Origin of the sequence: Paracoccus sp. MKU1 (assembly GCF_001447385.1) — a bacterium.
GTDB lineage: Bacteria > Pseudomonadota > Alphaproteobacteria > Rhodobacterales > Rhodobacteraceae > Paracoccus.
In genome coordinates this window covers 106,382-129,943 of the sequence record NZ_LLWQ01000193.1, presented here as the reverse complement: position 1 = coordinate 129,943, position 23,562 = coordinate 106,382, and the positions used below count along the sequence as shown (strand labels likewise).

Here is a 23,562-nt window from a genome sequence, read left to right as displayed (position 1 = left end):
ATGCGCTATGCAGCGGAAAAGGCTGGCGGCGAGGGGTCGGATGAATTCGGAACGCGCGGAAACCCTGCGTTCGGCACAGATCGTGCTGCCCTTCCTGACGCTGCCGGCGGTGATCGGCGCGCTTTGGTTGGCGCTGCGACCGCAGGATGCGGCGGGCGGCATCACCCTGCTGGCCGTGGGTGCGGCCGTAACCGCCTGGTATCTGCTGGGTGGGGTCATCTCGGCTCGCCATCTCTGGCGCGGGTTGGCGGTGCGGCGCGATCTCGACCGCATGCTGCCTGCCGTCCTGCACCATGATCGGCCGGCCTTTGCGGTCGGCCCGGACGGGGTGGTGCTGGCCCAGAACCAGGTCGGGCTGGACAGGATCGGCGATCTGGTCGGACGCCATATCCAGGACGCGCTGAGCCGGCGCCACGCCGATCCGATGACGCTCTGGAACGATCTGGGCCTCGGTCTGGCACGCCGCGGCAAGATGCGTGCCGATCTGGGCGAGGCCGGCGAATACCTGGTGACACGGCAGGCAGGCTCGAGCATCCAGCTTTGGCAGGCCGCCGCGCCGGAAGCTCCGGCCCAGCCTGCCGCCTTGCCCTCTCGGACCGAAGGGGATGATTTCGACCTGCTTCCGGTCTCGCTGCTGATCCTCGACCCGGCCGCCAATATCGTTCGCGCTAATACCGCCGCTTGCGAGCTGCTGGGTGGGGCGACCCTGGGCCAGAACCTGGCCGCGCTGCTGGATGGGCTTGGGCGTGACCTGTCGGGATGGGTTTCCGATGTCAGCGCCGGCCGGACGGTCGGCGGCAGCGAGGTGCTGCATGTCAAGGCCGAAGGGCCAGACCGTTTCGTGCAATTGTCGCTGACGCGCGGCCGGGACGAGCATGTCACCGCCGTGCTCTCCGACGCCAGCGCGCTCAAGACGCTTGAGGCGCAGTTCGTGCAAAGCCAGAAGATGCAGGCCATCGGCCAGCTTGCCGGCGGCATCGCTCATGATTTCAACAACCTGCTGACCGCGATCACCGGACATTGCGACCTGCTGATGCTGCGGCATGACAAGGCCGATCCCGATTATGCCGACCTCGACCAGATCAGCCAGAACGCCAACCGCGCCGCGGCGCTGGTGCGGCAATTGCTGGCGTTTTCGCGCAAGCAGACGCTCAAGCCGCAAATCATCGACCTGCGCGATACGCTTTCGGAACTGACGCATCTGCTCAACCGCCTGGTGGGGGAGCGGATCGCGTTGACCTTTGACCATGATCCTGCGTTGCGGATGATCCATGCCGATCGCCGCCAGCTCGAGCAGGTCATCATGAACCTGGTGGTGAATGCCCGCGATGCCATGCCCGAGGGCGGCGACATCGCCATCTGCACCGACAATGTCCGGCTGGAGACCCGGGCCGAATACGGGCGCGCCACGCTGCCGGCCGGGGACTACGTCCGGGTCCAGGTCCGCGACCAGGGCTGCGGCATCGCCCCCGACGATCTGGCCAAGATCTTCGAGCCCTTCTTCACCACCAAGCGCACCGGCGAGGGCACGGGCCTGGGCCTCTCGACCGCCTACGGGATCGTGAAGCAGACCGGAGGCTATATCTTTTGCGACAGCACGCCGGGCGAAGGCAGCTGCTTTTCGCTCTTTTTCCCGGCGCATGACCGCGGCATGGCCGAAGACGCCCATCGTCCGGCGCCGACCGGGCCGATGCGCGCCCGCCGCGATGTCGAGGCGACCGTGCTGCTGGTCGAGGACGAGGCCCCGGTCCGTGCTTTTGCCAGCCGCGCGCTGAAGTTGCAGGGGTTCGAGGTGCTCGAGGCGGCCTGTGCCGAGGATGCCCTGTCGCTGCTGGCCGACCAGAGGCTGGTGGTCGATGTCTTTGTTACCGATGTGGTGATGCCGGGGATGGACGGGCCGGCCTGGGTCCGCACCGCGTTGCGTGATCGGCCCGGGACCAAGGTGGTCTTCATGTCGGGCTATGCCGAGGACATCTTCTCGGAGGGGCGGCCCCCGGTGCCGGATGCGGCCTTCCTTGCCAAGCCGTTCTCGCTTTCGGAGCTGACCGCCCTGGTGGCGCGGCAACTGGAGGGTGATCGCTAGGGCGCCGGACGGCTGGCCGGCCCCGGGTCAGAGCGAATCGTAAAGCGCGAAGTCCCGCGCCATGACCTGGCGCAGCAGGGATTCCTGCTCGGAGGTCAGGCTGACATCGACGGCGGGAGGCACGTTGACGCGGGGCAGGCTGAGCGCGCAATCCAGCCGGTCTTCGAGGAAGTGGGTGAAGGCATCCATGTCCTCGTAGCGAAAGATGCAGTCGACGCGATCGGTTTCGGCGGTCAGGAAATCCGCCTGGGCGCCGACACGCGCGACGTCCGGTCCCTGCGGATTGGCATAGGCCTGCGCAAAATCCGCGAAGCTGAGGCCGATCATGGCATGGTTGGGATCTTCGTCATCGTCGCGCAGGCGAAAGCGATACCAACTGCGCAGCCAGCCGATCGGCTCGCGCATCAGGGCGATGGTGGTGAATTTCTCGCCGGTGACCGAGTGCAGCCATGGTTCGATATGGCGCCGATAGGTGCGCAGATCGGCATGTTTCAACTCGGCCGGGCGCTGGACGGCGACATTGGCCAGCGCCTCGAGCGCGGTTTCGACCGCCGTGGACCCGGCTTTCGGCGTCGCGAGGAAAACCAGGCGTCTTTCCCAAAAGATCAGCATTTCTGAAAGCTTCCTGCCATTGCGGCGTGTGCGCCGGGATAGCCACTCGCCCCGGGACTGTAAACCGTTTCTTAACCCTTTCCCGGCAGGCTGGGGGGCGGAAGATGCGCTGCATCTTCCGATTCGCGAACCAGGACTTGCATTTCGGCGCAATGAGGCGCAAATAGGAACAACCCGTGAACAAAATGGCGGGCGGGCGCTGATTGCCCCGGATGGCGGGGTATGAAATAAGCATGAGGACCGCATGGCAGGGGCAACACTTTTCGACATGAGCGACAAGCGATCCGCAGACAAGCAGAAGGCGCTGGACAGCGCATTGGCCCAGATCGAACGGCAGTTCGGCAAGGGCTCGATCATGAAACTGGGCGCCGACAATCCGGTGGCCGAGATCGAGGCCACGTCGACCGGTTCGCTGGGGCTCGACATCGCGCTGGGTATCGGCGGCCTGCCGAAGGGCCGGATCATCGAGATCTTCGGGCCGGAGAGCTCGGGCAAGACCACGCTGACGCTGCATGTCGTGGCCGAGGAGCAGAAGAAGGGCGGCGTCTGCGCCTTCGTCGATGCCGAACATGCGCTGGACCCGCAATATGCCAAGAAGCTGGGCGTCAATCTGGACGAGCTGCTGATCAGCCAGCCCGACACCGGCGAGCAGGCGCTGGAGATCGTGGATACGCTGGTGCGTTCGGGCGCGGTCAGCCTGGTGGTGGTCGATTCGGTCGCCGCGCTGACCCCCAAGTCCGAGATCGAGGGCGACATGGGCGACATGCAGATGGGCAGCCAGGCCCGGCTGATGAGCCAGGCGATGCGCAAGCTGACCGCCAGCATCGGGCGCTCGAACTGCATGGTGATCTTCATCAACCAGATCCGCATGAAGATCGGCGTGATATTCGGCAGTCCCGAGACGACGACCGGCGGCAACGCCTTGAAATTCTATGCCTCGGTGCGCCTGGACATTCGTCGCATCGGCTCGGTCAAGGACCGCGATGAAGTGACCGGCAACACCACTCGGGTCAAGGTGGTCAAGAACAAGGTCGCGCCGCCCTTCCGCCAGGTCGAATTCGACATCATGTATGGCGAGGGGATCTCGAAGGTCGGCGAATTGATCGATCTGGGCGTCAAGGCCGGCGTGGTCGAGAAATCGGGCTCGTGGTATTCCTATGGCGATGAGCGCATCGGTCAGGGCCGCGAGAATGCCAAGCAATATCTGCGCGATCGCCCCGATGTCGCCTATGCGATCGAGGACAAGATCCGTGCCAGCCACGGCTTGGATTTCGGCGTCTCGGATGAGGGCGACGAGGTGATGGCCGAGGATTAATCCCGGATCGGGACGGTTCGAAAGGGTGTGCGGAGTGAACCCGCACATTTCCTGTGTTCGGGGGGCTCTGCCCCCCCGCCTCCTGCGCCCCTCGACGGGGCGCAGGAGGCGCTCCCCCGGGATATTTGCACACGGAAGAAGCCGCCACAGCGTCAGGCCATGCGGGATTGCTGGACAGCCGCCATGGCTGGGGCTAGACCGGGCGGCAAACCGGTTCTGGCCGGGAAAACCGCTTTGCGATGAAGGCCCGATATGCCCAGCTTGAATGACATCCGCTCAACCTTCCTGAACTATTTCGAACGCAACGGCCATCGGGTCGTCGACTCGAGCCCGCTGGTGCCGAGGAACGATCCGACCCTGATGTTCACCAATTCGGGCATGGTGCAGTTCAAGAACCTGTTCACCGGGGTCGAGACGCGCGATTACAAGCGCGCCACCACTGCGCAGAAATGCGTGCGCGCCGGCGGCAAGCATAATGACCTCGACAATGTCGGCTATACCGCGCGGCACCATACCTTCTTCGAGATGCTGGGGAATTTCAGCTTCGGTGATTATTTCAAGGAAGGTGCCATCCCCTTTGCCTGGGAACTGCTGACCAAGGATTTCGGCATCCCCAAGGACAAGCTGCTGGTCACGATCTATCACACCGACGACGAGGCGGCGGAGATCTGGAAAAAGGTCGCGGGCCTTCCCGACGACCGCATCATCCGCATCCCGACCAGCGACAATTTCTGGCAGATGGGTCCGACCGGTCCCTGCGGCCCCTGCACCGAGATTTTCTACGATCATGGCGAACAGATCTGGGGCGGTCCGCCCGGCTCGGCCGAGGAGGATGGCGACCGTTTCATCGAGATCTGGAACCTCGTCTTCATGCAGAACGAGCAGTTCGAGGACGGCTCGATGCGCGCGCTCGACATGCAGTCGATCGACACCGGCATGGGGCTGGAGCGGATCGGCGCGCTCTTGCAGGGCAAGCATGACAATTACGACACCGACCTGATGCGCAGCCTGATCGAGGCCAGCGCCCATGCGACTTCGGCTGACCCGGACGGTCCCGGCAAGGTGCATCACCGCGTCATCGCCGACCACCTGCGCTCGACCAGCTTCCTGATCGCCGATGGGGTGATGCCCTCGAACGAGGGGCGCGGCTATGTGCTGCGCCGCATCATGCGCCGCGCCATGCGCCACGCCCATATGCTGGGCGCCAAGGACCCGATGATGCACCGCCTGGTGCCCTCGCTGGTGCGCGAGATGGGCGCGGCCTATCCCGAGCTCGGCCGTGCCCAGGCGCTGATCGAGGAGACGCTGAAGCTCGAGGAGACCCGCTTCAAGCAGACGCTGGACCGCGGGCTGCGGCTGCTGGACGACGAGTTGGCCAAGCTGCCCGAGGGCGCGGACCTGCCGGGCGAGGCGGCCTTCAAGCTCTACGACACCTATGGCTTCCCGCTGGACCTGACCCAGGACGCGCTGCGCGAAAAGGGCCGCGCGGTCGATACGGCCGGGTTCGATTCGGCGATGGCCGAGCAGAAGGCCAAGGCCCGTGCCGCCTGGGCCGGCTCGGGCGAAACCAAGGACGCTGCGATCTGGTTCGACATCGCCGAGGAGCATGGCGCGACCGAGTTCCTCGGCTATGATACCGAGATCAGCGAGGGCCAGATCCTGGCGCTGGTGCAGGATGGCGCAGCCGTCGAGGAGGCGGGCGAGGGCCAGGCGGTGCAGATCGTCGTCAACCAGACGCCTTTCTATGCCGAATCCGGCGGCCAGGTCGGCGATACCGGGCTGATCAAGACCGAAACCGGGGCGGCGCGTGTGACCGACACCAGGAAGTCGGGCGGCGTCTTCGTTCATATCGCCGAGGTGACGCTGGGCAGCATCCAGCGCGGCCAGGGCGCGCAGCTTTCGGTCGATCACGACCGCCGCAGCGCCATTCGCGCCAACCACTCGGCCACGCATCTGCTGCACGAGGCGCTGCGGCGGGCCTTGGGCGAACATGTCGCGCAGCGCGGCAGCTTGAATGCGCCGGATCGGCTGCGCTTCGACTTCAGCCATGTCAAGGCGATGACACCTGAGGAGCTGGCGCAGGTCGAGCGCGAGGTGAACGATTTCATCCGCCAGAACAGCCCGGTCGAGACCCGGATCATGACCCCCGACGACGCCCGCGCCCTGGGCGCCCAGGCGCTGTTTGGCGAGAAATATGGCGACGAAGTGCGCGTGGTCTCGATGGGCGAACTGCCGGGCTCGGGCAAGGGCACCGGCGGCCAGACCTATTCGCTGGAGCTTTGCGGCGGCACCCATGTCGCGCGCACCGGCGACATCGGCATGTTCGCGCTGACCTCGGAAACCGCCTCCGCCGCCGGCATCCGCCGCATCGAGGCGCTGACTGGCCAGGCGGCGATGGACGAGCTGCGCCGTGTGGATGGCGAGCTCAACGAAATCGCCGGCATCCTTAAGGCGCAGACCGGCGACGTGGTGAACAAGGTCCGCGCGCTGGCCGATGAGCGCAAGGCGCTGGCCAACGAGGTCGCGCAGCTCAAGCGCCAGCTGGCCATGGGCGGCAGCACCGAGGACAAGCCCCGTGAAATCAACGGCATCAAGCTGATCGCCCGCCGCGTCGAGGGCGTGAGCGGCAAGGAACTCGGCCCGCTGGTCGATGAGATGAAGTCGCGGCTCGGCTCGGGTGCCGTGGTGGTGCTGGCCGAGGCCGACGGCAAGGCGACGGTGGCGGCGGGCGTGACCCCCGACCTGACCGGCCGGATCAGCGCCGTCGAACTGGTGCAGACCGCGACGGCGGCGCTTGGCGGCAAGGGCGGCGGCGGCCGGCCCGACCGCGCCCAGGGCGGGGCGCCCAGCCTTGCCGCGGCCGACAGCGCCATCTCGGCAGTGGAAACCCTGATCGGAGAGAAAGCATGACCGCTTTGTGGATCGCCCATGTGACCGTGACCGACCCCGAGGCCTATGGCGAATATGCCCGGCTGGCAGGGCCGGCGATCGCCGCGCATGGCGGCACCTTCCTGGCCCGCGGTTCGCGCTATGTGCAACTCGAGGGCAAGGAGCGCGCCCGCAATGTCGTGGCGCGCTTCCCCAGCGTCGAGGATGCGGTGGCCTGCTATCGCTCGGCCGAGTATCAGGCGGCGCTGGACCATGCCCGGAATGCGGCAGAACGCGACCTTGTGATCGTTGAAGAGAACCCGGCCTAAGACTTTTTGGTGATTCGTCAGGCTTTTCGTGCTAGCCCTAGGAAAAAGCGCGGAAAGGGGCAGGGATAATGTGCCGCTGGGCAGCCTATGTCGGCAGTCCGATCTATCTTGAGGATGTCATCTGCCGGCCCGGCCATTCGCTGGTCCGGCAAAGCCACGGGGCGACGCGCTGTCATACCCCGGTCAATGCCGATGGGTTCGGCATCGCCTGGTATGGCGAGCGCGAGGAGCCCGGCCTCTACCGCGACATCATGCCGGCTTGGTCGGACAGCAACCTGCGCAGCCTGACCGCCACGGTCAAGTCGCATCTGTTCCTGGCGCATGTGCGGGCCTCGACCGGCACCGCGACCAGCCGCAACAATTGCCATCCCTTCGTCGTCGGCCGCTGGAGCTTCATGCATAACGGCCAGTTCGGCGGCTATGACAGCTATCGCCGCCATGCCGAGGTGCTGATTCCCGACGAGCTTTATGCCCATCGCAAGGGCGCCACCGACAGCGAGGCGCTGTTCCTGATGGCCCTGGGCGAGGGGCTGGAAGGCGACCCCGCCGGCGCCATGGCTCGCGCCACCGCGCAATTCGAGGCGCTGGCCCGGCAAAAGGGCGCGGCGCCGCATGTGCGGCTGACGGCCGCCTTCTCGGACGGCCGAAGGCTCTACGCCCTGCGCTATGCCAGCGACGAGCATGCGCCGACCCTGTTCCACCGCTGGTCCGACACCCGGGGCGGCCGCGCCGTGGTCTCGGAACCGCTGGAGAGCGACGAAACCGGCTGGCTGGAGGTGCCGGCGCAAAGCTTCTGCATCTTCGACGGCGCTGAGGTGACGATCACGCCCTTCCGTCCTGCGCCGCTGCGCGCCGTCGCCTGACCGCCCGCAGGTCTGGCAGGGCCGCCCACTGGCCCCTTTTCGCCAAAGCTGGCAGTCGCTGAGCGCACGGCTGTCGAAAGTCGATCGCTCCGCCGGTCTCACCGTCGCCCGGATGCTCGGCAACTGGCCGCGCAACCTGCGCGTCGGTGGCGATTTCGCCACGCCTGCGCCTTCTCCGTTGCCCAAATACCCAAAAGACGCTGCCATCGGCCCGGCGCCGGTCCGGTCAGATCGAATCGGCAAGCGCAAGCCCGCCGTCGCGCATCAGGAAGCCTATGATCTCGTCGATGCCCCGGCCATGCCGCAGCTCGGCCATGACAAAGGGCCGCGCGCCCCGCGCCGTCCGCGCGTCACTTTCCAGCAGCGCCAGATCGACACCGACATGCGGGGCGAGATCGGTCTTGTTCACCACCAGCAGGTCGGAGCGCGCCAGCCCCGGCCCACGTTTCCGCGGAATGTCCTGCCCGGCGGCGGTGTCGATGACATAGATCGTCAGATCGGCCAGCTCGGGCGAGAAGGTCGCGGCCAGGTTGTCGCCGCCCGATTCGATCAGGATCAGCTTAAGATCAGGAAAGGCGGCGCGCAGATCGGCCACGGCGGCCAGGTTGATGCTGGCATCCTCGCGGATGGCGGTATGCGGGCAGCCGCCGGTCTCGACGCCGCGGATGCGCTCGGCCGGCAGCACCTGGGCGCGCATCAGCGCCTCGGCATCCTCGCGGGTATAGATGTCGTTGGTGATGACCGCCATCGACAGGTGCGGCGCCAGCGCCCGGGCCAGTTGCTCGGTCAGGGTGGTCTTGCCGGCGCCGACGGGGCCGCCGATGCCGACGCGAAGAGGTCCGTTCATCATGTGCGGAAGATCCTTACCTCCAGGGTTTCATGCCGCATCGCCGCCAGATCGGCGCCGAAGCAGCAGCTTTCCAGCCGGTCGTGCCCGGCCGTCGCGGCCTCGGCCGCAAGCGCGGCGATCAGCGGATGCAGCCGGGCCAGCGCCGCCTGCGCCTCGGCCTGGCCCAGCGGCAGGAAGCGCGTCGCGGCCGAGATCAGGTTCGCGGCGAAGGCGTGCAGGTAATGCGCGACCACCTCTTCGGGCGGCAGGGCGAGGCGGCGCGCGGCCTCGCCCAAGGCGACGGGCAGGGGCCGCGCCGGTTGCGCCACATCCGACAGCGCCGAGACAGTCGCGGCAAAGGCGCGGCCCTGATCCATGGTCTCGGCCAGCCGCTCGGCCGAGCCGGCCAGGGCGCGGGCAAGATCCGCGATCTCCCCGGCATCCTCGCCGCGCAGCACCAGGGACAGCAGCACCGCATCGACCCAGCCGCCGCCATGGCGCAGCACATCCGCGACCCAGGCCGAGACCGCATCGGCGTCCCGCGCGCCATCCGCCATGGCCTGTTCCAGCCCATGCGAATAGGCAAAACCGCCGGTCGGAAAGGCCGGCGACAGCCATTGGATCAGCGACAGGCGGTCCAGCGCGGACATCGGCTAATGCGCATGGTCATGGCCCATGGTGCGGCCATGGCCATAGGCGCCACCCTCGGGGGCAAAGGGCGCCATGGTCGGGGTGACGCGGGCGCCCAGGCCGCGCAGCATGGCTTCCAGCACATGATCGGCGCGGATCAGCAGGTGGTCGGGCTCGATCTGGCAGGGAGTGTGGCGGTTGCCGATATGCCAGGCGAGGCGCGGCAATGGCCCCTCGATGCGCAGGCAGGGCTCCAGCGCGGCGGCGATGCCGACCAGCCGCCCGTCCTCGAGCCGCAGCGCGTCGCCGGGGTCCAGGCTGACCGTCTCGGGCAGGTCGACCAGAAAGGACAGCCCGCCGCGCGAGGTCAGGCGCTTGCGGCGCAGAAAGCGGCCCTCGTAGTCGAGGACCACCGTGTCGTCGGCCGCGTCATCGGCCGCGGCGGCGCGAAGCACAGCGGCGGCCCGCAATTGCAGGGGCGCGCTCATTGCCGCGCCCCCTTGCGGATCAGATGTAGAAACGGTCGCTGAAGACGTAATGCACGATCCGGTCGCGGGTGATGCCCATGCGGGCCAGTTCGGCGTCGGATTTCGCCTCCAGCGCCTCGATCTCGGCGCGGCGCGAATGCTTCTCGATATAGGCCTCGGTCCCGCGCGAGAGCCACTTGAGGAAAGTGTCGAACAGCGCCGGCAGGCGGGGCGAGAAGCGGTTGGTTGCGATGGTAGCCATGGGAAACCCTTTCGGTCTTGGCGAATGGTTTCCTCCCCTGGCGTCGAATGTAGGTCTGTTTCGCGATCATCACCATGGCTTCTTTTGCAATGCTGCATTGCAGCGGCGGCGTAAGCGGCTTTCAGAAAAGGAAATATCTCTGGGCCAGCGGCAGTTCTGTGGCGGGCTGGCAGGCCAGCAGCTCGCCATCGGTGCGCACCTCGTAGGTTTCGGGGTCCACCTCGATCAGGGGTGTCGCGTGGTTCAGCCGCATGTCGGCCTTGCCGATGCCGCGCGTGTCCCGCACCGCCACCGCCGTTTTCAGCATCCCCTCGGCGCAGCCGGCATCCAGCCCGGCCCGGCTGACGAAGGTCACGCCCGAGGCATGCCGCGCCCGGCCCATCGCGCCCCACATCGGCCGCATATACATGGGCTGCACCGGGATCGAGCCGTTCGGATCGCCCATCTGCGCCCAGGCGATCATGCCGCCGACCAGAACCATTTCCGGCTTGGCGCCGAACATGGCGGGGTCCCAGATCACCAGGTCGGCGCGCTTGCCGGGCTCGACGCTGCCGATCTCATGGCTGACGCCATGCGCGATGGCGGGGTTGATGGTGTATTTCGCCACGTAGCGCCGGGCGCGCAGGTTGTCGTTCTGGCCCGTCTCCTCCGCCAGCCGGCCGCGTTGCAGCTTCATCTTGTGCGCGGTCTGCCAGCTGCGTGTCACCACCTCGCCCACCCGGCCCATGGCCTGGCTGTCGGAGGAGATCACCGAAAAGGCGCCCATGTCGTGTAGGATGTCCTCGGCCGCGATGGTCTCGCGGCGGATGCGGCTTTCGGCGAAGGCCACGTCCTCGGGCACGCGCTTGTCGAGGTGATGGCAGACCATCAGCATGTCCAGATGCTCCTCGACCGTGTTGGCGGTAAAGGGCCGGGTCGGATTGGTGGAGCTGGGGATGACGTTCGGCGCACCGACCAGCCGGATGATGTCCGGCGCATGGCCGCCGCCCGCGCCCTCGGTGTGGAAGGCGTGGATGGTGCGGCCCTTGATCGCCGCCAGCGTGTGCTCGACGAAGCCGGATTCGTTCAGCGTGTCGGTGTGAATCGTCACCTGCACGTCCATCGCATCGGCGACGGTCAGGCAGCAGTCGATGGCGGCCGGGGTGGTGCCCCAGTCCTCGTGCAGCTTCAGCGTGGCGGCGCCGGCGCGGACCATCTCCTCCAGCGCCTCGGGGCGCGAGGCATTGCCCTTGCCCGAGATCAGCATGTTCACCGGCACCGAATCCATCGCCATCAGCATCCGCCGGATGTGCCAGGGCCCCGGCGTGCAGGTGGTGGCCAGCGTGCCATGCGCCGAGCCGGTGCCGCCGCCCAGCATGGTGGTGATGCCCGAGGCGATGGCGTCCTCGACCTGCTGCGGGCAGATGAAATGGATATGCGCATCCATGCCGCCGGCGGTGACGATGCGGCCCTCGGCGGCGATGATCTCGGTGCCGGGGCCGATCACCAGCGTCACGGCCGGCTGGGTATCGGGATTGCCGGCCTTGCCGATGCCGTGGATGCGCCCGTCGCGCAGGCCGATATCGGCCTTGTAGATGCCGGAATGGTCAAGGATCAGCGCATTGGTGATGACGGTGTCCATGGCCCCCTCAGCGTGGCTGGCCTGCGACTGGCCCATGCCGTCGCGGATCACCTTGCCGCCGCCGAACTTGACCTCTTCGCCATAGGTGGTCAGGTCGTGCTCGACCTCGATGATGATCTCGGTATCGCCCAGCCGCAGGCGGTCGCCGGTGGTCGGGCCATACATCTGCGCATAGTCGCGGCGGGAAATGGTCAGCGCCATGATCGTCTCCTCAATCCAGCGGGCCCATGACCGTGCCGTTGAAGCCGTATACCGCGCGCCGGCCGGCAAGCGGGATCAGCCGCACCTCGCGCCGCTGGCCCGGCTCGAAGCGGACGGCGGTGCCGGCGGCGATGTCCAGCCGCATGCCACGCGCGCGCGCCCGGTCGAAGTCGAGCCCCGGATTGGTTTCGGCGAAATGGTAATGGCTGCCGACCTGCACCGGCCGGTCGCCGGTATTGGCGACCATCAGCGTGACCGCCTCGCGCCCGGCGTTCAGGGTGATCTCGCCCTCGGCCGGAAAGAGCTCGCCGGGGATCACGGCAGCACCGCCAGCGCGACGCCCGCCGCCGCCGTCGCCGCGCCCAGCAGGCGGCCGGCACCCAGCCGGCCCAGCCCGATCCCGGCCAGATGCAGCGCCGCGGTCGCCAGCACGAAGCCCGCCGCATAGGCGGCAAGGCCCGAGGCCGGTCCCTCAGCGCCATGCGCATGGCCGTGCATCAGGCCGAAGACCGCCACCACCGGCAAGGCAAAGCCCAGCGAGGGCCGCAGCGCCAGCGCCACGGCAAGGCCGAGGATGACGGAAGAGGCCAGGATCATCGGCTCGACCGCCGGCAGGGGCAGGCCCGCCGCCCCCAGAGCGCCGCCGGCCAGCATGGCGGCGACAAAGCATAGCGGCAGCGCCCAGAGGCCGCGCCGGTCCGGCGCCGTCGCGGCCCATAGCCCCACCGCGACCATCGCCAGCACATGGTCCATGCCGCCCAGCGGATGCATCCAGCCCTCGGCGAAGGGCGCGGCATGGCCGGGATGGCCGGGATGGGCAAAGGCCGCCGTGGGCATCAGCAGCAGGGGAAGGATAGGTTTCATGGCAGCCTCTCAGCGGATGGGGTCGTGGACGGTGACCAGCTTGGTGCCGTCCGGAAAGGTGGCCTCGACCTGCACGGAGTGGATCATCTCGGGGATGCCCTCCATGCATTGCTCGCGGGTGATGACATGGGCGCCGGCCTCCATCAGATCGGCGACCGTGCGGCCGTCGCGCGCGCCCTCGACCACGAAGTCCGAGATCAGCGCGATGGCCTCGGGGTGGTTCAGCCTGACGCCGCGGGCCAGCCGGGCGCGCGCCACCATGGCGGCGACCGAGACGAGCAGCTTTTCCTTTTCGCGGGGGCTCAGGTTCATCTTGGGCTTCCTTCAGATTTGCCAGACGCGGGGCAGGGGGCCGGGCCGGATCGCCCGGATCAGCCGCATCAGCGCCTGCCGCAGGTCCCAGCCGTCGGCCGCCATCAGCCGTGCCACCAGCTTGCCGTCGAAGGCGCTGGCGGCGCCGTCCGCGCCAAGCGCATCCCGCGCCCGCCCCAGCCGGTCGGCGGCGTCGGGGGCCACCAGCACCAGCGTCGCAAAGGCGCGGCATCCGGCCAGCATCGCCGGTCCGCCTCCGACCAGCGCCGCGTCGGTCAGGCGCAGGTTCTCGACAAAGACCGGCCGGCCGTCGCGGCTGATGCGGCGGCGGTCGCTCAGGTCCAGACGGGTCACCACCTCGCTCATGGCGGCGCGGCCCAGCACCAGCACCTCGGCCCAGAGACAGCTGGCGGAACCCGCCAGCGCCACCTCCTGCTCGCGCGCGAGCGCGGCGCGGTCGAACAGGATCGTTTCCTGCGGCAGCAGGTCCAGATGCGCGCCGTCCGCCACGTCGTAACGCGCCCAGACCCGCGCCCGCCCGGTCACCGAGCGATAGGCGCGCTCGGCCGTCTGCGTGGTCACCACCAGCCGCGTGCCGGCCGCCTGCCCGACCGCGATCTCCATCCTGTCGCCGCCGGTCAGCCCGCCCGCGGTGTTCAGCAGCACCATTTCGCAGCCCTCTGCGGGCGGCAGCATGGCCTTGCCGCTGCCGGACTGGTGCAGCCGCGCCAGCCGGGTCGTGCCGCCGCGCAGCGCGAATCCGGCGCGGACACGCCCTTGGGCGCGGGGAAGCTGGCAGGGGATCGTCTGGTGCAGCATCGGGACCTCTTTGCCCGAAGCATCGGCAGAGCCGCGCCGCGACTGCAAGGCAAGGCACCAGATCCGCCGGCCCGATCCCCGATCTGCGCGAAATCGGGGCAGGCTGGACATTTCGCAGGCAGGGCGGAATGCGCTTCCCCCCAAGGGCTTCGGCCATTATACGGTTCGCGGCATTCATGACCGCAAGGGGAAGCACAATGGCCAATGTGGTGGTCGTCGGCGCGCAATGGGGCGACGAGGGCAAGGGCAAGATCGTCGACTGGCTGTCGGAACGCGCCGATGTGATCGCGCGCTTCCAGGGCGGCCACAACGCCGGCCACACGTTGGTCATCGGCAATCAAGTCTTCAAGCTGTCGCTCCTGCCCTCGGGCATCGTGCGCAAGGGCAAGATGGCGGTCATCGGCAATGGCGTGGTGCTGGACCCCTGGTCGCTGTTCGCCGAAATCGACAAGCTGAGCGCGCAGGGCGTCGAGATCAGCCCGGAAAACCTGATGATCGCAGAGAACACGCCGCTGATCCTGCCGCTGCACCAGGACCTCGACAAGCTGCGCGAGGAAGCCGCCGGCGCCAGCAAGATCGGCACTACCGGCCGCGGCATCGGCCCGGCCTATGAGGACAAGGTCGGCCGCCGCAGCATCCGCGTCGCCGACCTGGGCGACGAGGAGACGCTGGATTCCCGCCTGGACCGCCTGCTCGCCCATCACGACGCGCTGCGCCAGGGTCTGGGCGCCGCGCCCATCGACCGGGCGGAGCTGCGCGCCAGGCTGCTGGAGATCGCGCCGAAACTGCTGCAATACGCCCAGCCGGTCTGGAAGGTGATGAACGATGCCCGCAAATCCGGCAAGCGCATCCTGTTCGAGGGCGCGCAGGGCAGCCTGCTCGACATCGATTTCGGCACCTATCCCTATGTGACCTCATCGACCACCATGTCGGGCATGGCGGCCAGCGGCACCGGGCTCGGCCCCTCGGCCATCGGCTTCGTGCTGGGCATCGTCAAGGCCTATACCACCCGCGTCGGCGAAGGCCCGTTCCCGACCGAGCTCGACGATGCCGACGGCCAGCGCCTGGGCGAGCGCGGCCATGAATTCGGCACCGTCACCGGCCGCAAGCGCCGCTGCGGCTGGTTCGATGCGGTGCTGGTGCGCCAGACCTGCGCCATCTCGGGCGTGGACGGCATCGCGCTGACCAAGCTCGACGTGCTGGACGGCTTCCAGACGCTCAAGATCTGCACCGGCTACGAGGTGGACGGCCAGCATTACGACCATCTGCCCACCGCCGCCGCGCTTCAGGCCAAGGCAAAGCCGATCTACGAGGAAATGGAAGGCTGGCAGGAATCGACGCAAGGCGCGCGGTCCTGGGCCGACCTGCCGGCCAATGCGATCAAATACGTCCGCCGCATCGAGGAATTGATCCAATGCCCGGTGGCGCTGCTCTCGACCTCGCCCGAGCGTGACGATACCATCCTCGTGACCGATCCCTTCGCGGACTGATACGGGCTGACATGGACCTCAAGACGCGCAAACGCTGGTCGCTGGTGATCCTGCTGATCGGGCTGCCGCTCTATATCGTGGTGGCGGTGAGCCTGGTGAACTGGATGGACCGGACCTGGGGCCGCCAGCCGATCCTGATCGAGTTGGCGGTCTATGCCGCCTTGGGCATCCTCTGGGCGCTGCCCTTCCGCAAGGTCTTCACCGGCATCGGCAAGGGCGAATGAGGCTGACAAGCGCCCGCCCGGTCACGCTGATCGGCGGTGCGCCGGTCGGCCGCGCCGATCTGGAGCAGGCGCTGCGGCTCGCGCCGGTGGTGGCCGCCGCCGACAGCGGCGCCGATACCGCGCTGAGCCACGGGCTGATGCCGGCGGCGGTCTGGGGCGATTTCGACAGCATCTCTGCCCGCGCCCGGGCCGAGATCCCGGTCGAAAACCAGCACCCCATCGCCGAACAGGACAGCACCGATTTCGAGAAATGCCTGTCCAATCTCGACGCGCCCTTCGTCGTTGCGCTGGGTTTCTCCGGCGCGCGGCATGACCATTTCCTCTCGGTGCTCGGCGTGATCGCCCGCCGCATCGGCCCGCCCTGCCTGCTGATCGCCGGCGAGGACGTGATCACGCTCGCCCCACCCCGCCTCTTGCTGGACCTCGTGCCCGGCACGCGGGTCTCGCTTTTCCCGATGGGCCCGGCCACCGGCCGCTCGACGGGCCTGAAATGGCCCCTCGACGGCCTGGCCTTCGCGCCGGACGGCCGCAGCGGCACCTCGAACGAGGCGACCGGCCCGGTCACGCTGGAATGCGACGGCCCGATGCTGCTGATCCTGCCGCGCTCGGAACTCCCGACGCTGGCCCGCGCGCTCTGACCGCTTTCACCGTTTCCCAAATACTCATGCGACCGCGCCGCTCAGCGTCCCCGGATCCGCGGGTCCATGGCATCGCGCAACCCGTCGCCGATATAGTTCACCGACAGCACCGTCAGCGAGATCAGCAGCCCCGGCAACACCACCCGCCAGGGATACATCTGCATCTGGTCCACCGCGTCATAGAGCAGCCGCCCCCAGGTCGGGAAATCCGGCGGAAAGCCCAGTCCCAGAAAGGACAGCGCGCTTTCGGTGATGATCGCCGTGGCGATGCCCAGCGTCGCCGCCACCACGATGGGTGAGATCACGTTGGGCAGCACATGGCGCAGGATCATGCGCGGCGCCGGCGTGCCGATGGATTGCGCCGCCAGGATGAACTCGCGCTCCTTGAGCCCCAGCACCTCGCCGCGCAGGATGCGCGCCGTCTGCATCCAGGAGGTGATGCCGATGGCGCTGACGATCAGCAGGAAGGTGCCGCCCGCCGGTCCCATGGCGCGGCCCAGGGGTTCGCGGAACAGCGTCACCATCAGCAGCAGCAGGGGCAGCAGCGGCAGGGCCAGGAACAGTTCGGTCAGCCGCATCAGCGGCGCGTCGAGCCGGCGGAAATAGCCCGAGCCGATGCCGATCAGGCTGCCCAGCGTCAGCGCCACGGCCATGGCGGTTAGCCCGACCGCCAGCGAAACCTGACCCCCCGCCATCAGGCGCGCCAGCATGTCGCGGCCCAACTGGTCGGTGCCCAGGGGATGTGCCGCGCTGAAGCCTTGGTTGCGGGCGCGGATATCGACGAAGCCGGGATCGATGGTCCAGACCAGCGGCCCGATGCCGACGAACAGCAGGATCGCCACGAACAGCACCAGCGCCAGCATGGCGCCGCGATGGTTGCGGAACTGCCGCCAGATGTCGCGCGATTGGCTGCGGGCGTGCGTCTCGGGCGGCGGATCGGCGGGCGGCAGCGCCTCGGCCCCCGGTGCGGCGGCGTTCACCGCGCTCTCCTCGATCAGCAGCCGGTCAGTCATAGCGGATCCTCGGGTCCAGCACGCCATAGAGCAGGTCGGCGATCAGGGTGAAGCCGACGATCAGCACCGCGAAGATGAAGGTCAGTGTCATCACCATCGGCATGTCGTTGGCATGGATGGCCAGGATCAGCAGCTGTCCCAGCCCGTTCACCTTGAACACCTGCTCGGTGATGATGGCGCCGCCGAAGACCGCCGGCAGACCCAGCGCGATCACCGTGACCACCGGGATCAGCGAATTGCGCAGCACGTGCTTCAGCACCACGACGCGCTCGGACAGGCCCTTGGCCCGCGCGGTGCGCACGTAATCCTGCCGCAGGTTGTCCAGCATGGAGGCACGCATGAAGCGGCTGATCTGCGCCGCGTTATACAGCGCCAGCACCGCGACCGGCATCGCCATCTGCCGCAGCTGCACCAGGAAACTGTCCCAATCCGTCACCCGATGCGTGGTGTCGTAGATCGACGGGAACCATTGCAGCTTGATGCCGAAGACGATGATCAGCACCACCCCGGTAAAGAAGGTCGGCAGCGAGAAGCCGACCATCGAGATGAAGGTGCCGATCTGGTCGAACCAGGAATATTGCCGATAGGCCGAGATGATGCCGATCGGCAGCGCGATCATCACGCCGACCAGATAGGACATGCCGACGACGGTCAGCGTCTGCGGCAGCCGCTCGGCGATCACGTCGAAGACCGGGCTGCGGCTCTGGAAGCTGATGATGCGCTGCATGCCCTGGCTGAAGCCGGTGCCGAAGGCGCGGTCGAACCAATAGAGCGGCTCGACCCAGAAGAACTGCTTCAGCCACAGCACGTAGCGGATATACCAAGCCTGCCCGAGGCCGAGCGCCTCGCGCATCCGCTCCTTGACCTCGGGCGGCACGGTCAGCGGCACGTCGCCCAGCGGATCGCCGGGCGAAGCCTCGAGCAGCAGAAAGATCACCAGCGAGATGAACAGCAGCGTCGGCACCGCCAGCAGCAGCCGGCGCAGGGCAAAGCTCAGCATCGCCGCGTCACTTCGCGCGATGCCAATCCGCGACGTTCCACAATTCGCTGTCCCAGGCGTTCAGCGCCACGCCGCCCAGCGTGTTCGACACGGCCGAGGTGGTGCCGCGATAGACCAGCGGGATGATGGCGTTGCTGTCCTTGGTCAGCATCTCGTTCAGCCGCCGGCCCATGGCGCCGCGCTCGGCCGGATCGACGATCTGCGTCATCTCGGCGATCAGCCGGTCGTATTCCGGGTCGCAATAGCGGCTGGTATTCTCGCCCTGCCACTGGTTCTCGGGCCCCGGCGCCTTGTCGCAGGTCTGACGCGCCAGATAGGGCTCGGGGTTGGAACCCTCGAAGTTGTTGGCGTACATCTCGACATCGGCATAGAGCTTCTGGAACGTGTCGGGCGAGCCGGCATCGCCGCCGAAGAAAACCGAGGGGTCCACCACCTTCAACTCGGTCTCGACGCCGATCTCGGACCACCATTGCTTGATCAGCGCCTGGAAGTCCTGCCGCACCGCGTTGACCGAGGTCTGGAACAGCAGCGTGAGCCGCTTGCCGTCCTTTTCGCGCACGCCGCCCGCGCCGACGGTCCAGCCCGCCTCGTCCAGCAGCGCCTTGGCCGCCTCGATGTCCTGGGTCAGGCATTCGGTGTTCTCGGACGCCCAGGCGGCGGGCGCCGGCACCAGGTTGCAGGTCGGCTGCCCGGCCGGGCCATAGCCGATCTCGGTCAGCAATTGCCGGTCGATGGCCATGGACAGCGCCTTGCGCACCGCCGGGTCGGTCAGGATCGGATGCGGATGCTTGACCGTCGAGCGCTCGCCCTCGGGCAGGCTGGACGAGGGGTCGGTCAGGTTGACATGGATGCGCTCGACCAGACTGCCGAAGGCGGCGACGTTCTTGCCCTTGCCCGCCGCCTCCATGCCGGCGATCACGTCCGGCGAGAGCTGGGTGTTCCAGGCATAGTCGAACTCGCCCGTCTCCAGCACCGCGCGCGCCGCCGCTGCCGCATCGCCGCCGCCCTTCATCAGCAGCGTGGCGAAGGCGGGCTTGGCGGGGTCGCGATATTCGGGATTGGCGGCGAAGGAGATCACGTCGTTGGTGCGGAACTCCTTGACCACGAAGGGGCCGGTGCCGACGGGGTTGAAGTTCTGCTCGGTGCAGGTCGGCGCCGCCTCGCCCAGGCAGTTCTGGAACTGCGCCTTTTGCAGGATCGGCGATTGCGCGCCCACGAAGGCCGAGAAGGGATCGGGCCGGGGCGAGACGAAGGTGACCCGCACGGTCAGCTCATCGACCGCCTCGACCTTTTCGACGCCCTCGAACTTGGCAAGCTGGGCGCAGCCGCCTTGCGGGCTCATGCAATATTCCGCGGTAAAGGCCACGTCCCCGGCGGTGAAGGGCGTGCCGTCCGACCATTTGATGCCCGGCTGCAATTTCCAGGTGACCGTCCTCAGATCCTCGGAGATGCCGCCGTTTTCGACCGAGGGGATCTCGGCGGCCAGGCGCGGCACCACCTCGCCCTCGGGGGTGAAGCTGGCCAGCGGCTCCAGCGTGACGCTGCTGGCGATGATGTCCTTGGTGCCGGCCGACAGATAGGGGTTCATCGTCGAGGGCGCCTGCCACATGATGACATTGACCTGCCCGTCGCTGCCCCGCTCGGCGAATGCGGCCGGGGCCATGGCGGCGGCAAGGGCGGTCGCGGCCGCCGCGCCCAGCATCAGGGATTTCAGTTTCATCGCTCTCTCCTGTTGGTGGATCTGCGCGGGACTGCCGGGCTGCCGGTTCGGGTGGTGTTTTGTCTCTGCCTTGTCCCCGGCCTTGCTGTCCCTCGGATGCGGCGAGTTTCGGACAGGTCCCGGATAAAAAGCAAGAATCAAGTTCCGATCCGGGTTTGCGGTTGCAATGTGGCCTTGCCGTATTAGCCTGATTGCCGAAGCGATGGTCAGGGGGCACGGATGCTGGACGAAAAGCCGCTGGTCCGGGTCGAAGGGTTGCGGGTCGAGTTCCAGACCCATGACGGCCCGGTCACCGGTGTCGAGGACCTGTCCTTCGACATCCGGCCCGGCGAATGCCTCTGCGTGGTGGGCGAATCCGGCTCGGGCAAGTCGGTCAGTTCGCTGTCGCTGATGCGCCTGGTCGAATTCGGCGGCGGCACCATCGCCGGCGGCCGGCTGCTGTTCCAGCGCGAGCGGGGCGAAGTGGACCTCGCCAAGGCTCCGCCCGCCGCCATGCGCGACATCCGCGGCAACGAGATCGCGATGATCTTCCAGGAGCCGATGACGGCGCTGAACCCGGTCTTTACCGTGGGCGAACAGCTTGCCGAGGGGCTGGTCGTGCATCGCGGCCTGACGCGCGCCCAGGCCCGCGCCCGCGCGCTGGAGCTTCTGGCCGAGGTGCGCATCCCCGAGCCCGAGCGGCGGCTGCGGCAATATCCGCACGAGCTTTCGGGCGGGATGCGTCAGCGCGTCGTCATCGCCATGGCCATGGCCTGCCGCCCGCGCCTGCTGATCTGCGACGAGCCGACCACGGCGCTGGACGTGACCATCCAGGCCGAGATCTTGGCGCTGATCGACCGGCTGAAGCGCGAGACCGGCATGGCGGTGCTGTTCATCACCCATGACATGGCGGTGGTGGCGCAGATGGCCGACCGCGTCGTGGTCATGTTCCGCGGCAACAAGGTCGAGGAAGGCACGGTCCAGCAGATCTTCAAATCGCCGCGCGAGCCCTATACCCGGGCGCTGCTTGCCGCCGTGCCGCGGCTGGGCGAGATGACCGGGCGCGACGCGCCCGAGCCGATGCGGCTGATGCGCGAGGGGCAGGTGGCGCGGCCCGAGCCCGTGATCCCGCCTGCTCCCGAGCCGCTGCTGGTGGTCCGGAACCTTTGCACCCGCTTTGCGGTCAAGGGCGGCATCCTGCGCCGCACCGTGGCGCGGGTGCATGCGGTCGAAGACGTCTCCTTCACCGTCAATGCCGGCGAGACGCTGTCGCTGGTGGGCGAATCGGGCTGCGGCAAGTCCACCACCGGCCGCTCGATCCTGCGGCTGGTCGAGCCGACATCGGGGCAGGTCAGCCTTGCCGGGCGCGACATCCTGGCTCTGGGTCCATCTGATCTGCGCAAGGCGCGGCGCGACATGCAGATGATCTTCCAGGACCCTTTCGCCAGCCTCGATCCGCAGATGCGCCTGCTCGATCAGATCGAGGAGCCGATGCTGAACTACGGCATCGGCAACCGTGCCGAGCGCCGCGACCGCATCGCCCAGCTTTTCGACCGGGTGGAACTGCCGCGCGGCTTCATGCGCCGCTATCCGCATGAGCTGTCGGGCGGCCAGCGCCAGCGCATCGCCATCGCCCGGGCCCTGGCGTTGAACCCGAAGCTCATCATCGCCGACGAGGCGGTCTCGGCGCTGGACGTCTCGGTGCAGGCGCAGGTGCTGAACCTGCTGATGGAATTGCAGCGCGACCTGGGCATCTCGATGCTGTTCATCAGCCATGACATGGCGGTGGTCGAGCGCGTCAGCCATCATGTCGGCGTCATGTATCTGGGCCGCATCGTCGAAATCGGCACCCGCAGGCAGGTCTTCGAGAATCCCCAGCACGGCTATACCCGCCAGTTGATGGCCGCGGTGCCGGTCGCCGATCCGCGCCGCAGGAAGATCGGCGAGGAGCTGCGCTTCCGCCCCATCCCCTCGCCGATCCATCCCGTCGGCCATGCGCCTGCGCCCTCGGTCTATCGCGAGGTGGCGCCCGGCCATCTGGTGCTGGCCGAGCCGGCGACGCATGGATAAAGCGCGGGCCCCTGCGCCACGCAATGCCCTGCGCCCGGCTGCGCGGCCTTGCGGTGCGGTGCGAAAGGCGTAACCTGCCGGGCGAAGGAGATCGTCACATGCCCGTCAAGAACCGCTTTGCCGAATTGCTGCCCGAGATCACCGCCTGGCGCCGCGACTTCCACGAAAATCCCGAGCTTGACTATCAGGTCCACCGCACCGCCGGCCGGGTGGCCGAACTGCTGCGCGGCTTCGGCGTGGACGAGGTGACCGAGGGTGTCGGCCGCACCGGCGTGGTGGGCGTCATCAGGGGCCGCAGCAACAGCAGCGGCCGGGTGATCGGGCTGCGCGCCGACATGGACGCGCTGCCGATCCACGAGCGGACCGGGGCGGAATATGCCTCGAAGACGCCGGGGGTCATGCATGCCTGCGGCCATGACGGCCATACCGCCATGCTGCTGGGCGCGGCGAAATACCTGGCCGAGACGCGCAATTTCGACGGCACCGCCGTGGTGATCTTCCAGCCCGCCGAGGAGGGCGGCGCGGGCGGTCTCGCCATGGTCCGCGACGGGCTGGTCGAGCGCTGGGGCATCCAGGAATTCTATGGCATGCATAACATGCCCGGCTATCCGGTGGGCAGCTTCGCCATCCGCGAGGGCGCGATGATGGCCGCCGCCGACCAGTTCGACATCGTGGTGACCGGCAAGGGCGGCCATGCCGCCAAGCCGCATGAGGCGATCGACACCACGCTGGTCGCGGCGCAGATCATCGTGGCGCTGCAATCCATCGTCGCGCGCAATGTCGATCCGCTGAAAAGCGGCGTCGTCTCGGTCTGCGTGGTGCAGACCGATTCCACCGCGCATAACGTCATCCCGCAGGTGGTGAAGCTGAAGGGGACGGCCCGCAGCCTTGCCCCCGAGGTGCGCGACCAGCTGGAGGAGGGCATCAGGCGCGTCGCCACCCACACCGCCGCCGCCTTCGGCGCCGTGGCCGAGGTCACCTATGACCGCGGCTATCCGGTGACGATGAACCATTCCGAGGCTACGGGCTTCGCGGCGGAGGTCGCGCGGCAGGTGGCGGGCGATGTGGACATGGAGATGGAGCCGCTGATGGCGGGCGAGGATTTCAGTTATATGCTGAACGAACGTCCCGGCGCCTATATCTTCGTCGGCAATGGCGATACCGCCATGGTGCATCATCCGGCCTATGACTTCGACGACAATGCCATCCCGGCCGGCGCGAGCTGGTATGCCGGCATGGTCGAGGCGCGGATGCCGCTGCCGGCGTGACGGCCGGGCCGGGGGTTTCACACCCCCGGACCCCCGTGGGGTATTTGCGCAACAAAGAAGAGGGGCCGCGAGGCCCCTTTCGTCG

The 23,562-nt window shown here is 67.8% G+C and carries 23 protein-coding genes; 10 read left to right on the top strand and 13 right to left on the bottom strand.

Going from position 1 to position 23,562, the window contains the following annotated elements; genetic code table 11:
* Nucleotides 1-40 precede the first annotated feature (40 nt).
* A complete protein-coding gene (locus tag AQY21_RS16815) occupies nucleotides 41-2,083 on the top strand; it encodes a PAS domain-containing hybrid sensor histidine kinase/response regulator (protein ID WP_058098765.1) in 2,043 nt (680 codons plus the stop codon).
* Nucleotides 2,084-2,110: 27 nt separating this feature from the next.
* Here the strand turns inward: AQY21_RS16815 and AQY21_RS16810 are convergent, their stop codons facing one another.
* Entirely contained in the window at nucleotides 2,111-2,695 is a 585-nt protein-coding gene (locus tag AQY21_RS16810) for a sulfotransferase family 2 domain-containing protein (protein ID WP_058098764.1), read from the bottom strand.
* A gap of 244 nt (nucleotides 2,696-2,939) precedes the next feature.
* On the opposite strand from AQY21_RS16810, the gene recA reads away from it, so the two are divergent.
* The 4 genes from recA to AQY21_RS16790 all read left to right on the top strand — a co-directional run bounded on the left by recA (nucleotide 2,940) and on the right by AQY21_RS16790 (nucleotide 8,070).
* Nucleotides 2,940-4,010 carry a recombinase RecA gene (gene recA, locus AQY21_RS16805; protein WP_058098763.1) on the top strand — a complete coding sequence of 357 codons (1,071 nt, stop codon included), beginning with the start codon at nucleotides 2,940-2,942 and terminating at the stop codon, nucleotides 4,008-4,010.
* 252 nt (nucleotides 4,011-4,262) lie between these two features.
* Nucleotides 4,263-6,920 carry an alanine--tRNA ligase gene (alaS, locus tag AQY21_RS16800; protein ID WP_058098762.1) on the top strand — a complete coding sequence of 886 codons (2,658 nt, stop codon included), beginning with the start codon at nucleotides 4,263-4,265 and terminating at the stop codon, nucleotides 6,918-6,920.
* Nucleotides 6,917-7,207, top strand: coding sequence for a DUF1330 domain-containing protein (locus AQY21_RS16795; protein WP_058098761.1), 291 nt, complete (start codon nucleotides 6,917-6,919; stop codon nucleotides 7,205-7,207). The genes alaS and AQY21_RS16795 overlap by 4 nt, the downstream gene beginning before the upstream one ends.
* Nucleotides 7,208-7,275: 68 nt before the next feature.
* A complete protein-coding gene (locus AQY21_RS16790) occupies nucleotides 7,276-8,070 on the top strand; it encodes a class II glutamine amidotransferase (RefSeq protein ID WP_058098760.1) in 795 nt (264 codons plus the stop codon).
* A 226-nt stretch (nucleotides 8,071-8,296) separates the two neighbouring features.
* On the opposite strand, the gene ureG is transcribed toward AQY21_RS16790, so the two are convergent.
* The 9 genes from ureG to AQY21_RS16745 form a co-directional block, all read right to left on the bottom strand.
* Entirely contained in the window at nucleotides 8,297-8,920 is a 624-nt protein-coding gene (gene ureG, locus AQY21_RS16785; protein ID WP_058098759.1) for an urease accessory protein UreG, read from the bottom strand.
* Entirely contained in the window at nucleotides 8,917-9,549 is a 633-nt protein-coding gene (locus AQY21_RS16780) for an urease accessory protein UreF (RefSeq protein ID WP_058098758.1), read from the bottom strand. The genes ureG and AQY21_RS16780 overlap by 4 nt, the downstream gene beginning before the upstream one ends.
* Nucleotides 9,550-9,552: 3 nt before the next feature.
* The gene (locus AQY21_RS16775) at nucleotides 9,553-10,017 is read right to left on the bottom strand and encodes an urease accessory protein UreE (protein WP_058098757.1); all 465 of its coding nucleotides are present in this window, start codon (nucleotides 10,015-10,017) and stop codon (nucleotides 9,553-9,555) included.
* Nucleotides 10,018-10,036: 19 nt separating this feature from the next.
* Complete coding sequence (locus AQY21_RS16770; RefSeq protein WP_058098756.1) at nucleotides 10,037-10,258, bottom strand: hypothetical protein; 222 nt, start codon at nucleotides 10,256-10,258, stop codon at nucleotides 10,037-10,039.
* A 121-nt stretch (nucleotides 10,259-10,379) separates the two neighbouring features.
* The gene (gene ureC / locus AQY21_RS16765; protein ID WP_058098755.1) at nucleotides 10,380-12,080 is read right to left on the bottom strand and encodes an urease subunit alpha; all 1,701 of its coding nucleotides are present in this window, start codon (nucleotides 12,078-12,080) and stop codon (nucleotides 10,380-10,382) included.
* A gap of 10 nt (nucleotides 12,081-12,090) precedes the next feature.
* A complete protein-coding gene (locus AQY21_RS16760) occupies nucleotides 12,091-12,399 on the bottom strand; it encodes an urease subunit beta (RefSeq protein WP_058098754.1) in 309 nt (102 codons plus the stop codon).
* A complete protein-coding gene (locus AQY21_RS16755; protein ID WP_058098753.1) occupies nucleotides 12,396-12,944 on the bottom strand; it encodes a HupE/UreJ family protein in 549 nt (182 codons plus the stop codon). The genes AQY21_RS16760 and AQY21_RS16755 overlap by 4 nt, the downstream gene beginning before the upstream one ends.
* A 9-nt stretch (nucleotides 12,945-12,953) precedes the next feature.
* Complete coding sequence (locus tag AQY21_RS16750) at nucleotides 12,954-13,256, bottom strand: urease subunit gamma (RefSeq protein WP_058098752.1); 303 nt, start codon at nucleotides 13,254-13,256, stop codon at nucleotides 12,954-12,956.
* Nucleotides 13,257-13,268: 12 nt separating this feature from the next.
* Nucleotides 13,269-14,075, bottom strand: a complete 807-nt coding sequence (locus AQY21_RS16745; RefSeq protein WP_058098751.1) for an urease accessory protein UreD — start codon at nucleotides 14,073-14,075, stop codon at nucleotides 13,269-13,271.
* A 197-nt stretch (nucleotides 14,076-14,272) separates the two neighbouring features.
* Here AQY21_RS16745 and AQY21_RS16740 point away from each other — a divergent pair, with 197 nt between their 5' ends.
* From AQY21_RS16740 to AQY21_RS16730, 3 genes are read left to right on the top strand one after another with little or no spacing between them, the layout of a single operon-like run.
* On the top strand, nucleotides 14,273-15,565 hold the full coding sequence (locus AQY21_RS16740) for an adenylosuccinate synthase (RefSeq protein ID WP_058098750.1): 1,293 nt from the start codon (nucleotides 14,273-14,275) through the stop codon (nucleotides 15,563-15,565).
* A gap of 11 nt (nucleotides 15,566-15,576) precedes the next feature.
* Complete coding sequence (locus AQY21_RS16735) at nucleotides 15,577-15,789, top strand: DUF2842 domain-containing protein (RefSeq protein WP_058098749.1); 213 nt, start codon at nucleotides 15,577-15,579, stop codon at nucleotides 15,787-15,789.
* Entirely contained in the window at nucleotides 15,786-16,427 is a 642-nt protein-coding gene (locus AQY21_RS16730) for a thiamine diphosphokinase (RefSeq protein WP_058098748.1), read from the top strand. The genes AQY21_RS16735 and AQY21_RS16730 overlap by 4 nt, the downstream gene beginning before the upstream one ends.
* A gap of 41 nt (nucleotides 16,428-16,468) precedes the next feature.
* On the opposite strand, the gene AQY21_RS16725 is transcribed toward AQY21_RS16730, so the two are convergent.
* The 3 genes from AQY21_RS16725 to AQY21_RS16715 are packed head-to-tail and all read right to left on the bottom strand — an operon-like array spanning nucleotide 16,469 to nucleotide 20,160.
* On the bottom strand, nucleotides 16,469-17,440 hold the full coding sequence (locus tag AQY21_RS16725) for an ABC transporter permease (protein WP_058098747.1): 972 nt from the start codon (nucleotides 17,438-17,440) through the stop codon (nucleotides 16,469-16,471).
* Complete coding sequence (locus tag AQY21_RS16720) at nucleotides 17,433-18,440, bottom strand: ABC transporter permease (RefSeq protein WP_058098746.1); 1,008 nt, start codon at nucleotides 18,438-18,440, stop codon at nucleotides 17,433-17,435. Before AQY21_RS16720 ends, AQY21_RS16725 begins: the two co-directional genes overlap by 8 nt.
* A gap of 7 nt (nucleotides 18,441-18,447) precedes the next feature.
* Entirely contained in the window at nucleotides 18,448-20,160 is a 1,713-nt protein-coding gene (locus tag AQY21_RS16715; protein ID WP_058098745.1) for a peptide ABC transporter substrate-binding protein, read from the bottom strand.
* Between the two features lie 219 nt (nucleotides 20,161-20,379).
* Between AQY21_RS16715 and AQY21_RS16710 the strand changes: the two genes are divergently transcribed.
* Together AQY21_RS16710 and AQY21_RS16705 are read left to right on the top strand one after the other, a co-directional pair.
* Nucleotides 20,380-22,209: an ABC transporter ATP-binding protein gene (locus AQY21_RS16710; RefSeq protein ID WP_058098744.1), complete on the top strand. Its 1,830-nt coding sequence runs from the start codon at nucleotides 20,380-20,382 to the stop codon at nucleotides 22,207-22,209.
* 98 nt (nucleotides 22,210-22,307) lie between these two features.
* A complete protein-coding gene (locus tag AQY21_RS16705) occupies nucleotides 22,308-23,477 on the top strand; it encodes a M20 aminoacylase family protein (RefSeq protein ID WP_058098743.1) in 1,170 nt (389 codons plus the stop codon).
* Nucleotides 23,478-23,562: the final 85 nt, after the last annotated feature.

Excerpts from the sequence above, each read along its gene's own strand:
- AQY21_RS16810 (WP_058098764.1), bottom strand. The coding sequence starts at position 2,695 with ATGCTGATCTTTTGGGAAAGACGCCTGGTTTTCCTCGCGACGCCGAAA.
- AQY21_RS16755 (WP_058098753.1), bottom strand. The coding sequence starts at position 12,944 with ATGAAACCTATCCTTCCCCTGCTGCTGATGCCCACGGCGGCCTTTGCC.
- AQY21_RS16740 (WP_058098750.1), top strand. The coding sequence starts at position 14,273 with ATGGCCAATGTGGTGGTCGTCGGCGCGCAATGGGGCGACGAGGGCAAG.
- AQY21_RS16775 (WP_058098757.1), bottom strand. The coding sequence starts at position 10,017 with ATGAGCGCGCCCCTGCAATTGCGGGCCGCCGCTGTGCTTCGCGCCGCC.
- AQY21_RS16795 (WP_058098761.1), top strand. The coding sequence starts at position 6,917 with ATGACCGCTTTGTGGATCGCCCATGTGACCGTGACCGACCCCGAGGCC.
- AQY21_RS16790 (WP_058098760.1), top strand. The coding sequence starts at position 7,276 with ATGTGCCGCTGGGCAGCCTATGTCGGCAGTCCGATCTATCTTGAGGAT.
- AQY21_RS16710 (WP_058098744.1), top strand. The coding sequence starts at position 20,380 with ATGCTGGACGAAAAGCCGCTGGTCCGGGTCGAAGGGTTGCGGGTCGAG.
- AQY21_RS16730 (WP_058098748.1), top strand. The coding sequence starts at position 15,786 with ATGAGGCTGACAAGCGCCCGCCCGGTCACGCTGATCGGCGGTGCGCCG.
- AQY21_RS16715 (WP_058098745.1), bottom strand. The coding sequence starts at position 20,160 with ATGAAACTGAAATCCCTGATGCTGGGCGCGGCGGCCGCGACCGCCCTT.
- AQY21_RS16780 (WP_058098758.1), bottom strand. The coding sequence starts at position 9,549 with ATGTCCGCGCTGGACCGCCTGTCGCTGATCCAATGGCTGTCGCCGGCC.
- AQY21_RS16745 (WP_058098751.1), bottom strand. The coding sequence starts at position 14,075 with ATGCTGCACCAGACGATCCCCTGCCAGCTTCCCCGCGCCCAAGGGCGT.
- AQY21_RS16770 (WP_058098756.1), bottom strand. The coding sequence starts at position 10,258 with ATGGCTACCATCGCAACCAACCGCTTCTCGCCCCGCCTGCCGGCGCTG.
- recA (WP_058098763.1), top strand. The coding sequence starts at position 2,940 with ATGGCAGGGGCAACACTTTTCGACATGAGCGACAAGCGATCCGCAGAC.
- ureG (WP_058098759.1), bottom strand. The coding sequence starts at position 8,920 with ATGATGAACGGACCTCTTCGCGTCGGCATCGGCGGCCCCGTCGGCGCC.
- AQY21_RS16735 (WP_058098749.1), top strand. The coding sequence starts at position 15,577 with ATGGACCTCAAGACGCGCAAACGCTGGTCGCTGGTGATCCTGCTGATC.
- AQY21_RS16705 (WP_058098743.1), top strand. The coding sequence starts at position 22,308 with ATGCCCGTCAAGAACCGCTTTGCCGAATTGCTGCCCGAGATCACCGCC.
- AQY21_RS16720 (WP_058098746.1), bottom strand. The coding sequence starts at position 18,440 with ATGCTGAGCTTTGCCCTGCGCCGGCTGCTGCTGGCGGTGCCGACGCTG.
- ureC (WP_058098755.1), bottom strand. The coding sequence starts at position 12,080 with ATGGCGCTGACCATTTCCCGCCGCGACTATGCGCAGATGTATGGCCCG.
- AQY21_RS16750 (WP_058098752.1), bottom strand. The coding sequence starts at position 13,256 with ATGAACCTGAGCCCCCGCGAAAAGGAAAAGCTGCTCGTCTCGGTCGCC.
- alaS (WP_058098762.1), top strand. The coding sequence starts at position 4,263 with ATGCCCAGCTTGAATGACATCCGCTCAACCTTCCTGAACTATTTCGAA.
- AQY21_RS16725 (WP_058098747.1), bottom strand. The coding sequence starts at position 17,440 with ATGACTGACCGGCTGCTGATCGAGGAGAGCGCGGTGAACGCCGCCGCA.
- AQY21_RS16815 (WP_058098765.1), top strand. The coding sequence starts at position 41 with ATGAATTCGGAACGCGCGGAAACCCTGCGTTCGGCACAGATCGTGCTG.